The organism is Eleftheria terrae (genome assembly GCF_030419005.1).
GTDB lineage: Bacteria > Pseudomonadota > Gammaproteobacteria > Burkholderiales > Burkholderiaceae_C > Caldimonas > Caldimonas terrae.
Map to the genome: position 1 here is coordinate 4,856,305 of NZ_CP106951.1, position 18,764 is coordinate 4,875,068.

Annotated in this window: 15 protein-coding genes; 7 read left to right on the forward strand and 8 right to left on the reverse strand. The window is 69.9% G+C overall.

From position 1 onward, the window contains the following. Positions 1-65: 65 nt before the first annotated feature. On the forward strand, positions 66-842 hold the full coding sequence (locus N7L95_RS21705; RefSeq protein WP_301257328.1) for a ZIP family metal transporter: 777 nt from the start codon (positions 66-68) through the stop codon (positions 840-842). Positions 843-989: 147 nt separating this feature from the next. Here N7L95_RS21705 and N7L95_RS21710 read toward each other — a convergent pair whose 3' ends face one another. The 5 genes from N7L95_RS21710 to N7L95_RS21730 form a co-directional block, all read right to left on the reverse strand. Next, positions 990-1,424, reverse strand: coding sequence for a universal stress protein (locus N7L95_RS21710; RefSeq protein ID WP_301257329.1), 435 nt, complete (start codon positions 1,422-1,424; stop codon positions 990-992). A gap of 133 nt (positions 1,425-1,557) precedes the next feature. Next, positions 1,558-2,424, reverse strand: a complete 867-nt coding sequence (locus tag N7L95_RS21715) for a sulfurtransferase (RefSeq protein WP_301257330.1) — start codon at positions 2,422-2,424, stop codon at positions 1,558-1,560. After that, complete coding sequence (locus N7L95_RS21720) at positions 2,421-3,311, reverse strand: DMT family transporter (protein ID WP_301257331.1); 891 nt, start codon at positions 3,309-3,311, stop codon at positions 2,421-2,423. The genes N7L95_RS21715 and N7L95_RS21720 overlap by 4 nt, the downstream gene beginning before the upstream one ends. Next, positions 3,311-5,005, reverse strand: a complete 1,695-nt coding sequence (locus N7L95_RS21725; RefSeq protein WP_301257332.1) for an adenylate/guanylate cyclase domain-containing protein — start codon at positions 5,003-5,005, stop codon at positions 3,311-3,313. The genes N7L95_RS21720 and N7L95_RS21725 overlap by 1 nt, the downstream gene beginning before the upstream one ends. 141 nt (positions 5,006-5,146) lie before the next feature. Next, positions 5,147-6,250: an aromatic ring-hydroxylating oxygenase subunit alpha gene (locus tag N7L95_RS21730; protein ID WP_301257333.1), complete on the reverse strand. Its 1,104-nt coding sequence runs from the start codon at positions 6,248-6,250 to the stop codon at positions 5,147-5,149. 263 nt (positions 6,251-6,513) lie between these two features. On the opposite strand from N7L95_RS21730, the gene xseB reads away from it, so the two are divergent. The 4 genes from xseB to senA all read left to right on the forward strand — a co-directional run bounded on the left by xseB (position 6,514) and on the right by senA (position 10,871). After that, complete coding sequence (xseB, locus tag N7L95_RS21735; RefSeq protein WP_301257334.1) at positions 6,514-6,753, forward strand: exodeoxyribonuclease VII small subunit; 240 nt, start codon at positions 6,514-6,516, stop codon at positions 6,751-6,753. Further along, positions 6,750-7,640 (forward strand): polyprenyl synthetase family protein, encoded by an 891-nt coding sequence (locus tag N7L95_RS21740; RefSeq protein WP_301257335.1) that lies wholly within the window; start codon positions 6,750-6,752, stop codon positions 7,638-7,640. Before xseB ends, N7L95_RS21740 begins: the two co-directional genes overlap by 4 nt. Next, positions 7,640-9,532 (forward strand): 1-deoxy-D-xylulose-5-phosphate synthase, encoded by a 1,893-nt coding sequence (gene dxs, locus N7L95_RS21745; protein WP_301257336.1) that lies wholly within the window; start codon positions 7,640-7,642, stop codon positions 9,530-9,532. Before N7L95_RS21740 ends, dxs begins: the two co-directional genes overlap by 1 nt. 139 nt (positions 9,533-9,671) lie before the next feature. Continuing rightward, positions 9,672-10,871, forward strand: coding sequence for a selenoneine synthase SenA (senA, locus tag N7L95_RS21750; protein ID WP_301257337.1), 1,200 nt, complete (start codon positions 9,672-9,674; stop codon positions 10,869-10,871). A 21-nt stretch (positions 10,872-10,892) separates the two neighbouring features. Here senA and N7L95_RS21755 read toward each other — a convergent pair whose 3' ends face one another. Both N7L95_RS21755 and N7L95_RS21760 read right to left on the reverse strand, forming a co-directional pair. Continuing rightward, positions 10,893-11,498, reverse strand: coding sequence for a PEP-CTERM sorting domain-containing protein (locus tag N7L95_RS21755; RefSeq protein WP_301257338.1), 606 nt, complete (start codon positions 11,496-11,498; stop codon positions 10,893-10,895). Positions 11,499-11,974: 476 nt separating this feature from the next. After that, entirely contained in the window at positions 11,975-14,551 is a 2,577-nt protein-coding gene (locus tag N7L95_RS21760) for a GspE/PulE family protein (RefSeq protein WP_435870036.1), read from the reverse strand. A 354-nt stretch (positions 14,552-14,905) separates the two neighbouring features. Between N7L95_RS21760 and N7L95_RS21765 the strand changes: the two genes are divergently transcribed. Beyond that, positions 14,906-16,135, forward strand: a complete 1,230-nt coding sequence (locus tag N7L95_RS21765) for a GGDEF domain-containing protein (protein WP_301257339.1) — start codon at positions 14,906-14,908, stop codon at positions 16,133-16,135. Next, positions 16,132-17,385, forward strand: coding sequence for a GGDEF domain-containing protein (locus N7L95_RS21770; RefSeq protein ID WP_301257340.1), 1,254 nt, complete (start codon positions 16,132-16,134; stop codon positions 17,383-17,385). Before N7L95_RS21765 ends, N7L95_RS21770 begins: the two co-directional genes overlap by 4 nt. A gap of 50 nt (positions 17,386-17,435) precedes the next feature. Here the strand turns inward: N7L95_RS21770 and N7L95_RS21775 are convergent, their stop codons facing one another. Beyond that, the gene (locus N7L95_RS21775) at positions 17,436-18,716 is read right to left on the reverse strand and encodes a pectin acetylesterase-family hydrolase (RefSeq protein ID WP_301257341.1); all 1,281 of its coding nucleotides are present in this window, start codon (positions 18,714-18,716) and stop codon (positions 17,436-17,438) included. Between the last annotated feature and the right edge of the window lie 48 nt (positions 18,717-18,764).

An 18,764-nucleotide genomic window follows, 5' to 3' on the forward strand; every position in this document is an offset into this window, starting at 1 on the left:
ACCTGGTCTCCTTACCTGCACGAGGAGCCGCGCATCGAGGCGCGGCTTTTTGTTGAGCTTTCGCAATGACCCTGACCTACATCGTCCTCGCGACGCTGATCGGCGGTGTGCTGTCGGTACTGATCGCCGCCAGCCTCACCCTCACGATCCTGAGCAAGGTGGTTCGCCACCTGGTGAGCCTGTCGGCCGGCGTGCTGCTGGGCACCGCGCTGATCCATGTGCTGCCCGAAGCGTTCGAGAGCGCGGTCGACGCGCACGAACTGTTCCTGACCCTGCTCGGCGGCCTGCTGTTCTTCTTCCTGCTGGAGAAGGCGGAGCTGTACCGCCACGGCCATCACCATGAAGGCGACGGCGACCACCACCACCATGGCTTCGATCATGCCCAGGCCGGCCGCGGCGGCTGGAGCGTGCTGGTGGGCGACAGCATCCATAACTTCTGCGACGGCATCATCATCGCCGCCGCCTTCCTCGCTGAGCCGCAGCTGGGCGTGGTGACGGCGATGGCCGTCATCGCCCACGAGATCCCGCAGGAGGTGGGCGACTACATCGTGCTGCTCAATGCGGGCTTCTCGCGCTCACGCGCCTTGCTCTACAACGCCCTGTCGGGGCTGGCCGCGGTGGTGGGCGGCGTGCTGGGCTACTTCGTGGTCGGCGCGCTGGAGAGCTGGTTCCCCTACCTGCTGGTGATCGCGTCGTCGAGCTTCATCTACGTGGCGGTGGCCGACCTGATCCCGCAACTGCAGCGCCGCCTGTCGCTGAAGGAAACCCTCTCGCAGCTGCTGTGGCTGGGCCTGGGCCTGGGCTTCATCACGCTGATCGTGGGCCGCTTCCACGGCCACTGACCGAACCGGCGCTGCCGCCTTGCCGGGCCAGCAGCCCGGGCCGGCGCCGTGGCCGGGCGGGTGGCCCGCATGGCAAGGCGCTGCAACGGCGCCCCGGCGCGCGCACCAGGCGGGTGGCGCATGCGGCCCCCCGTCGCCACAAAGGAATCAGCGCACCACCAGCACCGGGATGGTGCTGTGCGTCAGCACCCGGTTGGTTTCGCTGCCGAGCAGCAGGGCCTGCACGCCGCGGCGACCGTGGGAGGCCATCACGATCAGGTCGCAGCCCTGGCGCTTGGCATGGTCCACCACCGCTTCCCACACGCTGACCGACTCCACCGTGTGCCCGGTGCAGGGAATGCCGGCCGCCTCGCAGCTCTCCTTGACGGCCGTCACGTTGCGGGCCGCGACCCGTTCCTGCGCGTCGAGGAATTCCTGTGGCAGCGTGGGCTGCATCTCCGAGATGGCGCTGTAGGGGTAGGGGTCCTTCACGCTGATGGTGAAGATCTCGCCGCCGGTGAGCTTGGCCAGCGAGATGGCTGCGGCGATCGCCCGTTGGGTGATGTCCGAGCCGTCAGTGGGAACCAGGATGCGCTTGTACATGGAAGACCTCCGTCCGATGTCGGGGATGGTGCATCGTTGCACGCGGTGCCTCGGACCATGTTGACCGAAGTCACGCCGGCCCCGCAAGGGGGGCATCCCCTCCCGCATCAGGGAGGCCGCGGCGGCGGCCTGTTCAGCCGCGCGCCACCGGACGGGCCGGATCGGCGCACCACTCGCTCCAGGAGCCCGGATAGAGCGTGGCGCGGCCGAGTCCGGCCACCTCCATCGCCAGCAGGTTGTGGCAGGCCGTCACACCCGAGCCGCACTGGTGCACGACCGCAGCCGGGTCGCGTCCGCCCAGCAAGGATTCGAAATCCGCCCGCAGCTGGGCAGCCGGCTTGAAGCGGCCGTCGGGTTGCAGGTTGTCCTTGAAGAAGCGGTTGTTGGCGCCCGGGATATGGCCCGCCACCGGGTCCAGCGGCTCGACGTCGCCGCGGTAGCGCTCCGGTGCGCGCGCATCGAACAGGGGCAGGCCCGGATCACCGAGCCGCGCCTGGAGTTCTTCGGCGTTCACCGCGCGTGCCACCGGTGCGGCGCACGGATAGGGCGGCTGGGCTGGCGGCAGCGGCTGCTCGGTGCTCAGCGTGCCGCCGGCGGCCTGCCAGGCGGCCAGGCCGCCGTCCAGGACGGCCACCGCCTCGTGGCCCAGCCACTTGAGCATCCACCAGGCACGCACGCAGTACATGCCGCCCTGGCGGTCGTAGACCACCACCTGGCTGGCTGGTGTGATGCCCCAGCGGCCGGCGGTGGCGGCGAACTCGTCGCGCGTCGGCAGCGGGTGGCGGCCCCGCGGCGGCTGACCGGGCGCCGACTTGGGCGCCGACAGGTCGCGCTCCAGGTGCGCGTACAGCGCGCCCGGCAGGTGGCCTGCCGCATACGCGGCCTGGCCCGCGGTGGGGTCGGCCAGGTCGAAGCTGACGTCCAGCACGACCAGCGAGGGAGCGCGGGCGTCCAGCAGGCCGCGCAGGGCTTCTGCGGAAATGAGGGTGGTGTGGCTCATGTGTCGGAGGGGGTGGAGGCCGGGGTGGCGGGCGCGGCGCGCGCCCGCAGGAAGGTGGCCGCGACGCCGGCCAGCACGATCAGCGCCATGCCGAGCACCGCCTGCCAGGTGATCGGGTCGCCGAACAGCAGCACGCCGTAGATGAAGGCGAAGACGATGCCGAGGTACTGCAGGCTGGCGTTGACCAGCGGCTTGCCGGTGCTGTAGGCACGGGTCATCATCAGCTGCGCGCTGGTGGCCAGCAGTCCCACCGCCAGCAACCAGCCGGCGCCCACCAGCGTGTGCGGGCTGGCGCGGCCGGCCAGCATCGTCAGTGCACCGGCCACCATGCCGCCCAGCGAGAAGTAGAAGACGATGCGGTATTCCGGCTCGCCGCTGCGGCCCAGTGCGGTCACCTGCAGGTAGGCGGTGGCGCTCAGCATGCCGGACAGCAATCCGATCAAGCCGTGCCAGAGCTGGTTGTCGGCAATGGTCGGCCGCAGGATCAGGGCCACCCCGGCGAAGCCGCACAGCACGGCCCCCACCACCCGCCCGTCCAGCCGGGCGCCGCCAAGCACGATGGTGCCGCCGAGCAGAAAGAGCGCCATCCACACCGAGGACATGTAGTTGAGCGTCATCGCGGTGGCCAGCGGCAGGTTGCCGATGGCATAGAACCACATGCTCAACGCTGCCACCCCCGACAGCCCGCGCCAGAAGTGCATGCCCGGCACCCGTGTGCGCAGCGTGCCGCCGCGGTGGCGCACCAGCAGCGCGATGGCGATGGCGCCGACCAGGCCGCGGTAGAACACGATCTCGCCGGTGTTGTAGTAGGCCGAGGCGTACTTGACGCACAGGCCCATGGTGGCAAACAGGAAGGAAGCGGCCACCATCAGCAGCGAGGCGGGCATCACAGCACCTCCTCGACCACGCGCATGAGGTGGGCCGGTGGCGGCGGCAGCTGCGCGTCACGCGGCAAGGCGTAGGCCTGCACCGAACGATCGCGGCCCTTGAGCTGGCGCTCGCCCATCGGCTGCAGCAACTCGCGCAGGTGGGGCGGCAACAGCTCGTGGGTGGCGGCATTGGCGAAGGTGACCATCTCGGGATGCTCCTTGCAAAGGCTTTCCAGGCGCGCGGCGACGTTCACGGTGTCGCCGATGACGGTGTAGATGCATCGCTCGGGCGAGCCGATCTGCCCGGCCAGCGCGGTGCCGCTGGCGAGCCCGATGCCCATCACCAGGGCCGGCGCGCCATAGGCGGCGCGCTCGCGGTTGAACGCCTGCAGCGCCTGCTGCATGGCCTCGGCGGCATAGAGTGCACGCACCACCCGGTGCTCGTCCGGCTTCGGGGCGCCGAAGACCACCACCATCGCATCGCCCATGAAGTTGTTGACGTAGCCGCCGTAGCGTTGCGCGGCTTCGGTCATGCGGGTGAAGTACTCGTTAAGGGTCAGCACGATGTCGCGTGGCTTCATTGCCTCGCACAACTGGGTGAAGCCGCGGATGTCGCTCAGCAGCACCGTCACCTCCACCTCATAGCCACCAAGGATCAGCTCACCCTGCAGCAGCTGGTCGCGCACTTCCGGGGATACCAGGCGGCCGAACACGTCGCGCTCGCGCTCGCGCTTCTCGAGCTCCCAGCTCATGTGGTTGAAGGACTGCGACAGCAGGCCCAGTTCATCGTCGCGGTGGACCTCGACGTGGGCGTTGAGATAGTGGCCCTTGACGATAGCACGGGCCGAACGCGCCACGCCGCGGACATCGCGTGCCAGCCCGCGGGCATAGCGCCAGGCGACCCAGGCACTGATGCAGGAAACCACCAGCGCCACCGCCCCGAAGCGCAGCAGGTCCTCGCGAACCAGCGCCCGGTAGGTGGCCAGCGACTGCACCGCGCGCACCTGCCAGCCGGCATGCGCGGGCGCGTCGCTGATCAGCGCGTCGCTTTCATCGACACCCGGATGCGACACGGTCGCCAGCGGCGTGGCGGTGTGCAGGTCGCTCAGGACCGCCTGCGCCTCGCGCCGGTCGCCGTCGGGCAGGTCGATGGTGTCGAGCAGCGCCGCTGGCGTGACGCCGAGGGCCACCCAGCCCAGCACCGTGGAGGGGCCGCCGGCCACACGCACCGGCAGCAGCATGTCGGCTCCCTGGCCCGGCGCACGTGGCTGCCACCATGCGTCCTGCGACGGCGGCAGCCGGGCCGGTGCCTTCAGAAACTGCTCGTCGGGATAGCCGAGCAGCGTGCGGCCGCTGGCATCCAGCACCCGCGCGCCGTCGAGTTCAGGGTGGCTGCGCACCAGGCTGCGCAACTCGAGATAGAGGGTGCCGCCGTTCGGGTCGGCGCCGGTCACGACGTCCTCGGTGCCCGGCGTGCCTGCCAGCATCGTGCCCATGCGTTCCACCGAGAGCATCAGCTGACGCACCCGTCCGGCCATCAACACCGCCGTCTGGCGAGTGCGGCGTTCCTGCTCCAGGCGCAGGCGCTGGGCGTTCTCCGCCAGCGAGAGCGAGCCGGCGATGATCAGCGGCACGATGGTGAACAACAGCACCGCCATGGGCAGGGTGCGGCTGAGCGAGCGGCGTTGCGGCGACGCGGACGCTGCGTTCACGACGGAAGGAGGGTGGCGAGCCGGTAAGACACGGTGGCATTGTGCTTGAGCAGCCCCAAACTGCAATGCATGGCGTGCGGCCAAGAAAAAGCCCGGCCGGGGCCGGGCTTGGGGGGAAGGGCGGGATGCACCGCCGGGCGGTCAGCCCTTCAGGCGCATGGCGGCCCGGTACCACTCGTGGAAGTGCTGCATGCCGTCTTCCATCGGGCTCTGGTAGGGGCCCACCTCGTTGTCGCCTCGCTCCATCAGGGCCTTGCGGCCGGCATCCATGCGCAGGGCGATCTCGTCGTCTTCGATGCAGGTTTCCATGTAGGCCGCCTGCTGGGCTTCGACGAACTCACGCTCGAACGCCGCAATCTCCTCGGGGTAGTAGAACTCCACCACGTTGAGCGTCTTCTGCGGGCCCTTCGGGTACAGCGTGGAGACCACCAGCACATGCGGGTACCACTCGACCATGACGGTCGGGTAGTAGGTCAGCCAGATTGCGCCATGCGGCGGCTGCTGGCCGTTGCCGAAGTTCAGCACCGCATCGTGCCAGCGCCGGTAGACGTCCGAGCCCGGCTTGCCCAGGCGGTTGGCGATGCCCACCGTCTGCACCGAGTGGTGCTTGCCAAACTCCCAGCGCAGGTCGTCGCAGGTCACGAAGTTGCCCAGGCCGGGGTGGAAAGGACCGACGTGGTAGTCCTCGAGGTAGACCTCGATGAAGGTCTTCCAGTTGTAGTCGCACTCGTGCAGCTCGACCTTGTCCAGCACGAAGCCGTCGAAGTCGAGCGCCGCGCGCGGCCCCAGGCCCGCCAGGTCTGCAGCGACATCCCGGCCGTTGCCCTCGAACACCAGGCCGTTCCAGCGCTGGACCTTGTAGTTGTTGAGGTTCAGGCAGGGGTCGTCGGCGAAATGCGGCGCACCGAGCAGTTGACCGTCCAGCCCGTAGGTCCAGCGGTGCAGCGGGCAGACGATGTGGCTGCGGGTGTTGCCCCGGCCGCGCAGCATCACGGCCTGGCGATGGCGGCAGACGTTCGAAATCAGCTCCACCCCTTGCGGCGTGCGCACCAACGCCCGCCCCTCGCCTTCATGGGGCAGCGCGTAATAGTCCCCCACCTGAGGCACGGCGAGTTCGTGCCCCAGGTAGCGGGGATAGCCATGGAAGATGAGCTCCATCTCGCGGCGGAACAGTCCGCCGTCGAAATATGCCGTTACCGGCAGTTGCGTGTGGCTTTGCTCAAGGGCAATGCTTAGGTCTGACATGATCCCCAGGATCTCCAAAAACCCATGTCCAACCACCACCCACGGTGGGCCCGTCTTCCCCCAGTTCGCACGTGCTTGACCGGAACCTCCATTCGAGCTGAGGCAGCGACGATCTGTCAGGGGAACCGGGTATTTTAGACCGGGCCGGGCACGCTCTGCCCTGAGGTGTATCAAGTGCTGCATCCGCCGGCTCCGGCAGCGTGCAAAACGACCCCGGTTGGCAAGGGAAGCCCTGACTACAATCGGCGGTTTCACCTCAAGACATGGCCCACATCCCTACCCCTGCCCCGGGCGCCGAGCCCGCGAGCTACGAAGACGCGCTGGCCGAGCTGGAGCGGCTGGTGTCCGAACTCGAGTCCGGCCAGCTGCCGCTGGACCGCCTGCTGCAGAGCTACCAGCGCGGCGCGCAGCTGCTGACCTACTGCCGCGGCCGCCTGGAGGTCGTGGAGCAGCAGGTCAAGGTGCTGGAAGAGGGCCAACTGAAACCTTGGATGCAAGCATGAATGCTGCCGATTTCGACCGCTGGGCACAGGGCGAACTCGCCCGCGTCGAGTCGGCCCTGATGGCCTGGGTGCCGGCCGACGCGCCGGTGGACCTGGGCGCCGCGATGCGCTACGGCGTGCTCGACGGCGGCAAGCGGCTGCGCCCGCTGCTGGTGCTGGCCGCCGCGCAGGCGGTGGACGGCCATGCCGACGCGGCGCTGCGGGCGGCCTGCGCGGTGGAGCTGATCCACGCCTATTCGCTCGTGCACGACGACATGCCCTGCATGGACAACGATGTGCTGCGCCGCGGCAAGCCCACGGTGCACGTGAAGTTCGGCGAGGCCAACGCCATGCTGACGGGCGACGCGATGCAGGCGCTCGCTTTCGAGGTGCTGACGCCCGAACCGGAGCAGGTGCCTCCCGCTTTGCAGGCGCGCCTGTGCCGCCTGCTCGCGCGTGCGGCCGGACACGAAGGCATGGCCGGCGGCCAGGCCATCGACCTGGCCAGCGTGGGCCGCACCCTCAGCGAAGAAGAATTGCGCGACATGCACCGTCGCAAGACCGGCGCACTGCTGCGCGCCAGCGTGCAGATGGGCGCGGCCTGCGGCGCGCCCGCCGAAGCGGCGTGGGAGGCCCTGTCCGACTACGGCTGGAGCGTGGGGCTGGCCTTTCAGGTGGTGGACGATATCCTGGACGTGACCCAGGCCTCCGAGACCCTGGGCAAGACGGCCGGCAAGGATGCGCACCACCAGAAGCCGACCTATGTGTCGGTGCTCGGGCTGGACGCCGCCCGCCGCTATGCCGGCGAGCTGCGCGAGCGCGCCCAGGAAGCACTGGCCCGCAGCGGCCTGCCGCATGCGTCCTGGCTGAGCGTGCTGGCAGACAAAGTCGTGGATCGGCAAAGCTGATGAAATACTCTCTCCTCGAAACCATCAACTCCCCCGGCGACCTGCGCCGGCTGCCGCGCCAGGATCTGCACCGCCTGGCCGAGGAACTGCGCGACTTCCTGCTGCACAGCGTCTCGCAGACCGGCGGTCACCTGTCGTCCAACCTGGGCACCGTCGAGCTGACGATCGCGCTGCATTACGTCTTTGACACCCCACACGACCGCCTGGTGTGGGATGTGGGCCACCAGACCTACCCGCACAAGATCCTCACCGGCCGGCGCGAGCGCATGCCCACGCTGCGTCAGCTGGGCGGCATGAGCGGCTTTCCGCGCCGTGACGAGAGCGAGTACGACACCTTCGGCACCGCCCATTCGTCCACCTCCATCTCGGCGGCGCTCGGCATGGCGCTGGCAGCCCGGCAAAAGGGCGAGGACCGCAAGGCGGTGGCCATCATCGGCGACGGGGCGATGACGGCCGGCATGGCCTTCGAGGCCCTGAACAACGCCGGCTACCCGCATCCGGTCGGCACGGCCGACATGCTGGTGGTGCTGAACGACAACGACATGTCGATCTCGCCGCCGGTGGGCGCACTGAACAAGTACCTGGCCCGCCTGCTGTCGGGCCGCTTCTACGCGGCCGCCCGCGAAGGCGCCAAGCAGGTGCTGAAGAACGCGCCGCCCTTGTTCGAGTTGGCCCGGCGCATCGAGGAACACGCCAAGGGCCTGGTGGTGCCGGCCACCATCTTCGAGGAGTTCGGCTTCAACTACGTCGGCCCGATCGACGGCCACGACCTCGATTCGCTGGTGCCGACGCTGGAGAACCTGCGCAAGCTCAAGGGCCCGCAGTTCCTGCATGTGGTGACCAAGAAGGGTTACGGCTACAAGCTGGCCGAAGCCGATCCGGTGGCCTACCACGGCCCCAGCAAGTTCAACCCGGCCGAGGGCCTGAAGAAGGCGCCGGCTGGCAAGCCCAGCTTCACCCAGGTGTTCGGCCAGTGGTTGTGCGACATGGCCGAGCGGGACGAGCGGCTGGTGGGCGTGACGCCTGCCATGCGCGAGGGCTCGGGCATGGTGGAGTTCGAGCAGCGCTTCCCCAAGCGCTATCACGACGTGGGCATCGCCGAGCAGCATGCGGTCACTTTCGCCGCCGGCCTGGCCTGCGAAGGGCTGAAGCCGGTGGTGGCGATCTACTCCACCTTCCTGCAGCGGGCCTACGACCAGCTGATCCACGATGTAGCCATCCAGAACCTGCCGGTGGTGTTCGCCCTCGACCGCGCCGGCATTGTTGGTGCCGATGGCGCGACCCACATGGGGGCCTTCGACATCGCCTTCCTGCGCTGCATTCCCAACATGAGCCTGATGACGCCGGCCGACGAGAACGAATGCCGGCAGTTGCTCTACACCGCCTATTGCCAGGACCACCCCACCGCCGTGCGCTACCCGCGTGGCAGCGGCGCCGGTGTGGCGGTGGAGACCGCCATGACCGAACTGCCCTTCGGCAAGGGTGAGGTGCGCCGGGAAGGCCGGCGCATCGCCATCCTGGCCTTTGGCACCTTGCTGTACCCGGCGCTGGAGGCGGCCGGCCGGCTGGACGCGACGGTGGCCAACATGCGCTTTGTCAAGCCGCTGGACAACGCGCTGGTGGAGCAGTTGGCGCGCAACCACGACGCGCTGGTGACCGTGGAAGAAGGCTGCGTGGTCGGCGGGGCCGGCAGCGCGGTGGCCGAGGCCCTGCATGCGGCGGGCCTGACCACGCCGGTGCTGATGCTCGGCCTGAAGGACGAGTTCATCGAACATGGCGATCCCGCCAAGCTGCTGGCCCTGCAGGGCCTGGATGCGGCTGGCATCGAGCGGGCCATCCTGCAGCGTTTCGGCACCAAGCTGGAACTGGTGCGCCCGGCCATCAACCAGTAAGCGGCCCGGTGCTGCGCGGGTGCCTGGCCAGCCGGCCGGCGCCCTGCGGGACGCTGCGGCGCGCCCGGCAGACCGGGTGCGACAATGACCCGCACGAGGCCCGGCGGCAAGGTGCGCGGGCTGACGACCGACCAACGGGGTGGAGTGGGTGGACATCGACACGCCTGAGATGCGCCGCAGCGGGCGCGACCTGCTGTCGCTTGCGCTGATCGACAGCCGAAACTGCACCTTGCACCGTTTCAGCGCTTTCGAGCCGCCCCTGCAGTTGCCACCGGTCGCCGAATTCGATCCGCCACTGTGGACGCTTGGGCATGCCGGCTGGTTCCAGGAATACTGGGTCGGCCGCAACCTGGAGCGCCACCGCGGGCTGGCTGCCGACCCTCGGCGGCCCCGCCTGGCTTCGATCGAGCCGAATGCAGACGCCTGGTACGACCCGGCCGGCGTGCCCGCCGACCAGCGCTGGTCCCTGCCGCTGCCCTCGTCCGAGGCGACCCGCAGCTACCTGGTGGAAACACTGGAATCGACGCTCGAACTGCTGAACCACGCGCCCGAGACCGATGAGGGGCTCTATTTCTTCCGGCTTGCGCTGTTCCACGAGGACGCGCTGGCCGAGGGACTGGCGGTGGCGGCCCAGACGCTCGGCTTGCCGGTGCCCGGCCTGGAGTGGCCGCTGCCGGCCGCGCTGCGCGAGCCGATCGGCCTGCCGGGCGGCGGATGGCGCCTGGGCAGCGATCCGGCGGGCTTCGCCTTCGACAACGAAATGCCCGCGCACGAGGTGCGCCTGGCGGAGTTCGAGATCGACGCCCAGCCCGTCAGCTGGGCGCAGTACGCCGAGTTCATCGAGGACGGCGGCTATGACAACGCCGACTGGTGGACCGCCGAGGGCTGGGCCTGGCTGCAGCTGACGGGCCGGCGGGCGCCGCGCCATGTCGAGCAGGTGCGCCACCGGGTGATGGTGCGTCGCGGCAACAGCCTGGTCCAGGTGGCCGCGCAGACACCGGTCATGCATGTCAACTGGTACGAAGCGCGCGCCTGGTGCCGCTGGGCCGGCCGGCGCCTGCCGTCCGAAGCGGAGTGGGAGCGGGCTGCCTGCACGGCCATCACCCGCGGCTTCCGCTGGGGCGAGGTGTGGGAATGGACGGCGGATCGCTTCGAGCCCTATCCCGGCTTCGTCGCCCACCCGGACGCTGGCCGCTCGCTCGCGGGTTTCGGCCGTCACCGCGTGCTGCGGGGCGGCTCGGTCGCGACCCGCTGGCGCATGAAGGAGCCGCGCCAGCGGCATTCGGCGCCACCGGAGCGGGACGAGCTGTTCTGCGGGTTTCGCAGCTGCGCGCTGTGATGCGGGCCGCCGCCGCCTCGATCAGCGCGGCTTGCGCCGCCGCAGCAGCCAGCCGCCGCCCAGCAGCCCGGCCAGCATCAGGCTGGTGGTGGCTGGCTCGGGTACCGCGTTGACGCCGATCACCAGGTCGTCATAGTCGATGTCCGTGCCACCGTCGTTGAAGCCGAGCACGTACTGGAAGCTGCCAAATTCGGTCTCCACCGGCGTCTGGCCGTCTCCGAAGATCGCAAACGGGGCGCCGGGCTCGCCATTCACCACACGAGGGTAGCCGGCGGGCCAGATGGTGCTGAAGCTGAAGCCGAGCAGGCGCGTGCTGTCGACCGACTCCAGGATGCTTTGGCCGCGTGGGTCGTGCCCCGGCAGCGAGGTGCCGCCCAGGGCGGCACCGGCCGCCTCAAACACATTCGCGTAGTCGGACTCGCTGCCGAGCAAGGTGTAGGTGACCATCGCGCCGGCCTCGGCCACCAGGGCACCAAAGCCATAGTCCCGCCCGTCCAGCGAGCGGACCGGGTCGAAATCGGTCGCCTGGGCACCCGGGCGGTCCAGGATCAGCTGCAGGGGGGCGGCCTCGGCACTGCCCAGTGCTGCCAGGGCGGCGAGGCTCGCTACTGCAAAGCGTTTCAACATCACATCCTCCGCAATTGCGCAAGGCAAGCCCTGTCCTGTCCGGGCCGTGAGGACCAGGACGCGGCTTGCACGGTTGTCTGCCTTGCGGCACCAGGCACGGCAAGGCGGCAGGGGCAGGCCGAGGCCTGCCGGCGATTGGCCCCGGCGCCCAAGGCGCCAGGCAGCGCCCGCGGCGGGCGGCGTCAGGGTGTGGCGCCGGCCGGGGCTTGCAGGAAGCCCAGCCCGGGGGCACGGTTCACTGCTTGCTGGAAGCCAGCATGCGGGAACACCGCCCACGGGGGTGCAAGCGTGTGCAATGCGATGTAGAGGTTTGCAACGTCGCCAGGCAAATGGCGGCTGGCAGCAGCGACCTGTCGGGCTTGCCAGGCCAAGCGGAGCGCGGGCTGGCGGGCTGCGGGCCGCTGGCCGGTCCATGGCCGGGAAGGGCGCCGGCCACCGGCCGCGCCAATTGGCGTGCCCGGGATGTGGCAGGAGCGCTACGAGTTGCTGGTGGCACGTACTTCGGCGAGCGTGGTGACGCCTTGCAGGACTTTCTCGATGCCGTCCTGCCGCAGCGTGCGCATGCCCTCGCGCAGAGCCAGGCGCTGCAGCTCCTCGGCTCGGGCGCCGGTTTGCACCAGGCGGCGCAGTTCGCGAGAGGCCACCATCAGCTCGTGCAGGCCGGCCCGGCCACGGAAGCCGGTCTGGCCGCACTTCTCGCAGCCCACGCTGTGGTGGTGCACCAGCCGGCCGTTGCGGCCGTGGCGGGCGATCCAGCCGTCCAGCAAGGCCTGTCGCTCGGCGGGCTCGGGCGCAGGGCCCCAGGCATGCAGGTAGTCGCCGAGCAGCTCCTCGATTTCTTCCTCGGTGGCCGGGCGGCTCTGGCGGCAGGCGCTGCAGAGGCGGCGCACCAGGCGCTGGGCCAGCACGGCGAGCAGCGAGTCGGCGAAGTTGAACGGGTCCATGCCCATGTCCAGCAGCCGGGTGACGGTTTCCGGGGCGCTGTTGGTGTGCAGGGTGGAGAGCACCAGGTGGCCGGTGAGGGAGGCCTCGACGGCGATCTTGGCGGTTTCCTCGTCGCGGATCTCGCCGACCATGATGACGTCGGGATCGGCGCGCAGGAAGCTGCGCAGGGCGCGTGCGAAGGTCCAGTCGATCTTGGGGTTCATCTGGACCTGGCGCAGCCCGGGCTGGGTGATCTCCACCGGGTCCTCGGCGGTCCAGATCTTGCGCTCGGGCACGTTGATGTAGCTCATGGCCGAGTGCAGCGTGGTGGTCTTGCCCGAGCCGGTGGGGCCGACGCACAGCACCATGCCGTAGGGGCGCTGCACGGCCTCCTTGAGGTGGCGCAGGTTGTAGTCGCTGAGGCCCAGGTCGTCCAGCGGCAGCGGCTTGGCCGAGGCCAGGATGCGCATGACCACGTCCTCCAGGCCGTTGTTGGTGGGGATGGTGGCCACCCGCAGCTCGATCTTGTGGCTGGGCACGTAGCGGGCGAAGTTGATCTTGCCGTCCTGGGGCTTGCGGCGCTCGGAGATGTCGAGGTCGCACATGATCTTGATGCGCGAGATCAGGGCGTTGCGGTAGGTGTGGGGCAGCTCCAGGTAGGACTGCAGCAGGCCGTCCTTGCGGAAGCGGATCTTGAGCTTCTCGCGTCCGGGGTAGCTCTCGACGTGGATGTCGGACACGCCCTGGCCATGGGCCTCGACGATCATGTTGTTGATCAGCCGCACCAGCGAGTTGTCCGACTGCTCGATCTGCGCGTCTTCCTCGGCGGGCGTCTGGGTCGGGGTGCCTTCCTTCTCCAGCGTCTCGATCAGGCGGCCGGTGTCTCCCGCGTCGAACTCGATCACCGCCGGCGCGCCGCGCAGCGTCCAGGCGTCGCTGCCCATCTTCTCGTAGGCGAGGCGCACGGCCGTCTCGATGTCGCCGAACTGCGCCAGCGCCGGCACGATCTTGAGCTGGCTGACGAACTCCAGTTCCTCCAGCACCGCGCGGCGCGAGGGGTCTTCCAGCGCCACCACCAGCCGGCCATCGCGCACCACCAGCGGCAGGGCGTTGAGCCGCGCCGCCACCGACGAAGGCACCTTGCGCAGGGCCTCGGGGTCGGCCGGGAAGTTCATCACGTCCACCAGCGGGTAGCCCATCTTGTGGGCCAGCGCCGTCTGCAGGTCCTGGCGGGAGACCAGGTTGCTTTGCACCAGCAATTCGCCCAGCGGCAATTTGCGGTCGGTCTTCTGCTGCTCCAGCGCGCCGTCCAGGTCGGCCTGGGTCACCATGCCGAGCGAGACCAGCGCCTCGCCGATGCGCACCATGGGCATGCGCGACTGCTGCTCGAGCGCCGCGAGCAGTTTTTCGGCCGAGACGATCTTGCGGGTGACCAGGATGTCGCCCAGCTTGCGGTCGCGCAGTTCCTGCTGCTGCGCAGCCGCCTGCTCCACCTGGCGGGGCGTGGCAGCGTTGTGCGCCACCAGCAGCTCGCCGATGCGCGGGCCCACGTCGACGCCGGTGTAGCCCTGGCGCGGCACGAAGAGGCGGTGGACACCGCCGTGGTCATCGGCTGGCGGGAACAGGAAGAGCCCGTCGTCGGTCTCGACATGGCCCACCGTCTCGCCGCGCAAGGCCTCACCGCTGCTCATGTGCACGCTGTAGCTCAGGCGCGGGCGCAGGTCCAGCATGGCTGCGTGCGGGTCGTCGCTGGCCACCGCCAGCGGCCGCAGGGGCTCCAGGATGTGCAGCGCGCGGAACTGGCTGAAGCGCAGGGCCATGGTGGTGCGCGCCGGCGGCACCTGCACATGGACCACGCCCTCGCCCGGCACGAAGAAGATCAGCCGGCCGCGCATCTGGCGGCCGTTCAGGCCCTCGATCTCGCATTCCAGGGGCTGCTGCTGCTCGGTGGCCGCGGGATAGGCGCCGAAGGGGGGCGTGGGCCAGCGGAAGGGCGCGTGCTGCGTCTTCTCCCGCAGCCCCGCCGGCGGCGTGGCAGGCGCCATGGCCGGGGTCGGAGCCTGGCGCGGCAGCTCGTCCAGCGGCATGGGCAGGGTCGGCTCGTTCAGGGACAGGATCGCATCAGACATGGGGCAGCGGCTCCGAAGGGGCGGTGCGAGCGGTCGTGGCGGGGCGCGGCTTCGGCCGGTTCCCCACGCCGGCGGCCGGGCGGACGCACGCACGATAAGGGCTTGATGATGCCGCTCCCGGGCCGCTGGCAAGGCCCGGATCAAGGCCCGTGTTACCGTCCAGTTCCGGGCTTCGACCGGCTTGCTGGGCAGGGGGGTGGTTGGCATACTGCCGCCACCCCGGCCAACCTGGCCACCTCGGCCGCTGCGGCCGCTGCGGCCGCCCCCGTGGCGCCGTCTGGTAGGTTCCTCCCGTGTCGGCGTCGGGGCGCAGGGGGCACCGGCGCTGTCGCGCTTGTTGCGTAAAGGTGCTGCTTGGACTTCTCCATCGTCGCCATCACCGGTTCCGTGCTCGGCTTCCTGCTGGCCGTCCTGCTCGGGCTGGCCATCCGATGGGTGCCCGACGCCGAAGGTGCCCGCTACTGGGCCCTGGCCTTCGTGCCGCTGAGCCTGGGCAGCGCCCTGGTGGGCCGTGGCGAGGCGTTGCCGGCCCTGCTGCTGGTGCTGCGCGAGCCGCTGCTGCTGAGCGGCTACGGCCTGCTGCTGATTGGCCTGCGCCACTACCTGCGACTGTCGCGGCCCTGGGCGCTGGCGGGCAGCGTGGTGCTGGCCAGCCTGGTCGTCACCGCGCTCTTCACCGCCCTGCTGCCCAGCGTGACGGTGCGCATGGCGGTGCGTACCACCGGCATCGCGCTGTTGACCGGTGCCGCCCTCTGGACGCTGCGCAGCGTCACCGGCCCCACCCTGCGCGAGGTGCGGCTCTACCTTCAGGTGGGCTTCGGCACCATTGCGGTGCTGGCGCTGCTGCGGGCGGCCATGTTCCTGCTGCCGCTGCCGTTCACCGCGACCCAGGTGATGCAGCTGTACGGGGCGGCCAGCATGGTCACCACCATCACCATCATGGCCGTGGTGACCGGCCTGGCCCTGCTGATGACCGCACGCATGAACGAGGCGCTGGCGCAGCTGACGGTGCGCGACCCGCTGACCGGCGTCTTCAATCGGCGCGGGCTGGAGGAGGCGGTGCCGGGCACCTTGTCCTTCGCGCGGCGGGTCGGCCGCCCGGTGGCGGTGTTGAGCTGTGACCTCGACCATTTCAAGGCCGTCAACGACACCTACGGCCATGCCGAAGGCGACCGCGTGCTGCAGGCGCTGGGCCGGCTGCTCGGCGAGCACTTCGCCCAGGCCGGCCTGGTGGGCCGACTCGGCGGCGAGGAGTTCGTCGTGCTGCTGCCCGGCGCCGACGGCGAACAGGGCAGCGCCGAGGCCGAGCGGCTGCGTGCCGCCATCGAGGCGCACCGTTTCGAGCGCAGCGACGGTGGACGGCTGGAGCTGACCGCGAGCATCGGCGTGGCCGCGCAGCCGGGCGAGGAAGCGCACTGGGAGACGCTGCTGGCCCGTGCCGACCAGGCGCTCTACCAGGCCAAGGCGGGCGGGCGCAATCGCTGCGCGCTGGCGCCGGAAGAGCCGACCCACGCGGCGCCTGCCCCGCCGGCACCGGGCACGCCAGCCGGGCCCTGGCTGCCGGCGGTGGAGGGAGGCGCATGATCCCCGGCCTGGAGCTCGGGCCACCCCAGTTCTGGGGGCTGGCGGCCGCTTTCGGCCTGCTGCTGGTCATTGCCTCGGTGCTGCTGTGGGTGCTGGCGCGCATGGTGCCCAATGTGCCGGGCCCGCGGTGGTGGAGCACGGGCGCGGTGCTGGTGCTGGTGGGCATGCTGCTGGCCGGCAGCCAGGTGCATTCACAGACGCCGCTGGGGCGCGCGCTCTACGTGCTGGGCGACTGCCTGATGGTGCTGGGCATCAGTGCGGTGGGCGAGGGACTGCGGCGCTTCTGCCACCGGCCGGACCGACGCAGATGGATTGTCGGGGTGGCGGTGTTGTATGCGGCCCTTGGCCTCGGCTTCGAGGCGGTCGGACTGCCGCGCTACAACACCGTTACGGCGTCGGCAATTATCACCGGCCTGTGGATCTGGATCGCCTGGGTGGCGCTGCGCTACACCGGCCGGCGGCGGCATCCGCTGTTTGTCGGCGTGGCCTTGTGCGCGCTGCTCGAAGGTGTGGGCTGGGCCTGGCGCTGCGGGATCCTAATGGGTTCGCGCAATGCCGAGCTGCCGGAGGTGGTGACGCATGTCAATACCATCCTCGCAGGGGTCGGCCTGGTATCGACGGGGGCACTGGTGTTGCTGTACGTGCTGATGGTGAACTTCCGGCTCGCGGAGCAACTGCACGCGCTGGCGGTGCGCGATCCGCTCACCGGGGCGCTGAACCGCCGCGGCTTCGAGGAGAGCACCGGCCGGTTGACGGGCTTGTCCGCCCGGCTGGGGCAGTCGGTGGCGGTGCTGATGCTGGATGTCGACCACTTCAAGCGCGTCAACGACAGCCATGGCCACCATGTCGGCGACCTGGTGCTGAAGGCGCTGGCCCAGCTGGTGCACCGGGCCAAGCGCGAGACCGATGTCTTCGCCCGGCTGGGTGGCGAGGAGTTCTGCCTGGTGCTGCCGGGCACCGACGTGCCCGGCGCCCGTGTGTTCGCCGACCGCCTGCGGCGCAGCTTCGAGACGCTCGAAATCGACACCGGCCGCAGCTTCCTGAGCTGCACCATGAGTGTCGGCGTGGCGTATGCGTCGGCCCAGGCGCTCTACAGCAGCCGGGTGGACGTGGTGGACCTGCTGCGCCAGGCGGACGAAGCCCTCTACGAGGCCAAGCGGGCTGGCCGCAACCGGGTGCGCTTCTATGCCTCGGAGGAAGTGGTGTCCAGCCGCATCGACTCGCGCCTGTTCGCCTCCACCACCAGCTGATCCGCCTCGCCGCCGGGTGGCCGGCGAGGCAGGCGCCCGCGCGCCTCTGGTCAGCCGAACAGCTTCATGAAGAACGAGATCAGCGCCTGGATCGGGTTCACCGCGCGCGAGTAGTCCGACACCTGGTCGGTCTCGACATGGCGCAGCGGCGGCGCGTCGCGCTCCAGCGTGTTCTCGACCACCGGCAGCAGCGACTCGACGCCGCTTTCCTCGATGCCGGTGCCCGAGAAGTCGATGATGGTCAGGCAATGCGCATCGTTCAGCTCACGCCAGTGGGGCAGGTGCCAGCCCACGTTGGCATGGCGCTGCAACGAGGGCACCCAGCGCATCAGGTCCTGGCGCCAGCGCTGCTGGATCAGCGCGCGGCGGGTGGCGTCATCCGGCGCGTTGATGATCTCGGGATAGAACTTCTCATAGCTGAAGGCCGAGTAAATGCCGTCCGTCTGGAAGGCCACGTAGGAGAAGCGGTCCTGCGGATAGCTCAGCGCCAGCGCCGTGCTGACGCTGCCCAGGTCGTTGACGTCCAGCCCGGGACGGCCGGCATAGACGTCGATCATGCCGCCCGGCGCGTCCAGCCCCCAGGCTTCGCGGATGCGGTTGTGCAGCGGCAGCGATGGTGCCTGTGCCGGCGTGGTGCCGCGGGCGGCGGGGAACAGCGGCCCGGAGTCGGCCAGCATCGACGAGCGGCCGGGCTGCAGGGTATCGCGCAGCAGCGGATAGCCACCGGTGGCGCCGGCCCCACCGGCCGAGAAGCCGGTCACCAGCAACTCGTCGGGGCGACCCAGGTGCTCGCGCAGCCAGCGCGCCGCGCCCGCCACATTGGCCTGGCCGCGGTGGTATTGCACCCGCGGCTGGGCCGGCTGGCTGTCGGCATAGACCTGCACGGCGCTGCCGGTGTGCACGTCGCCCGTGCAGTAAGGCAGGTAGACGATGTTCCAGCCCTGCGTGCGGATGCGGTCGAAGGGATGCAGCCGCGCCGTGAAGGGCGTCACCAAGCCGAAGGCCGCCAGGTTGATGGAGCTCATGTAGTCCGCACCCACCCCGTCCGGGTTGGTGGCGCCCAGCTTCGACTGGCCGAGGCAGGAGGCCTGGTCCCAGCAGGCGCCGCCGCCTTCCAGGACCACCACGGTGCTCTCGCTGAAGGGGGTGCGGTTGACGAAAAAGCGGTAGGGCGTGCCATTGCCGCAGGACGCGCCGGAGGACGCCGGCAGCTCCACGACGTCCCATTGGAAGTAGCCCGCGCTGGCCCAGGCCGGCAGCAAGGCCAGCAGCGCGCCGCAGAACCAGCGCGCAAGTGCCCGCGCCGGGAGAAACCCGAAAGACATCTTCATCGCAATTTCCCGAGTGAAAGTGGCAGTGCCCGGCAAGCCAGGCGCCTC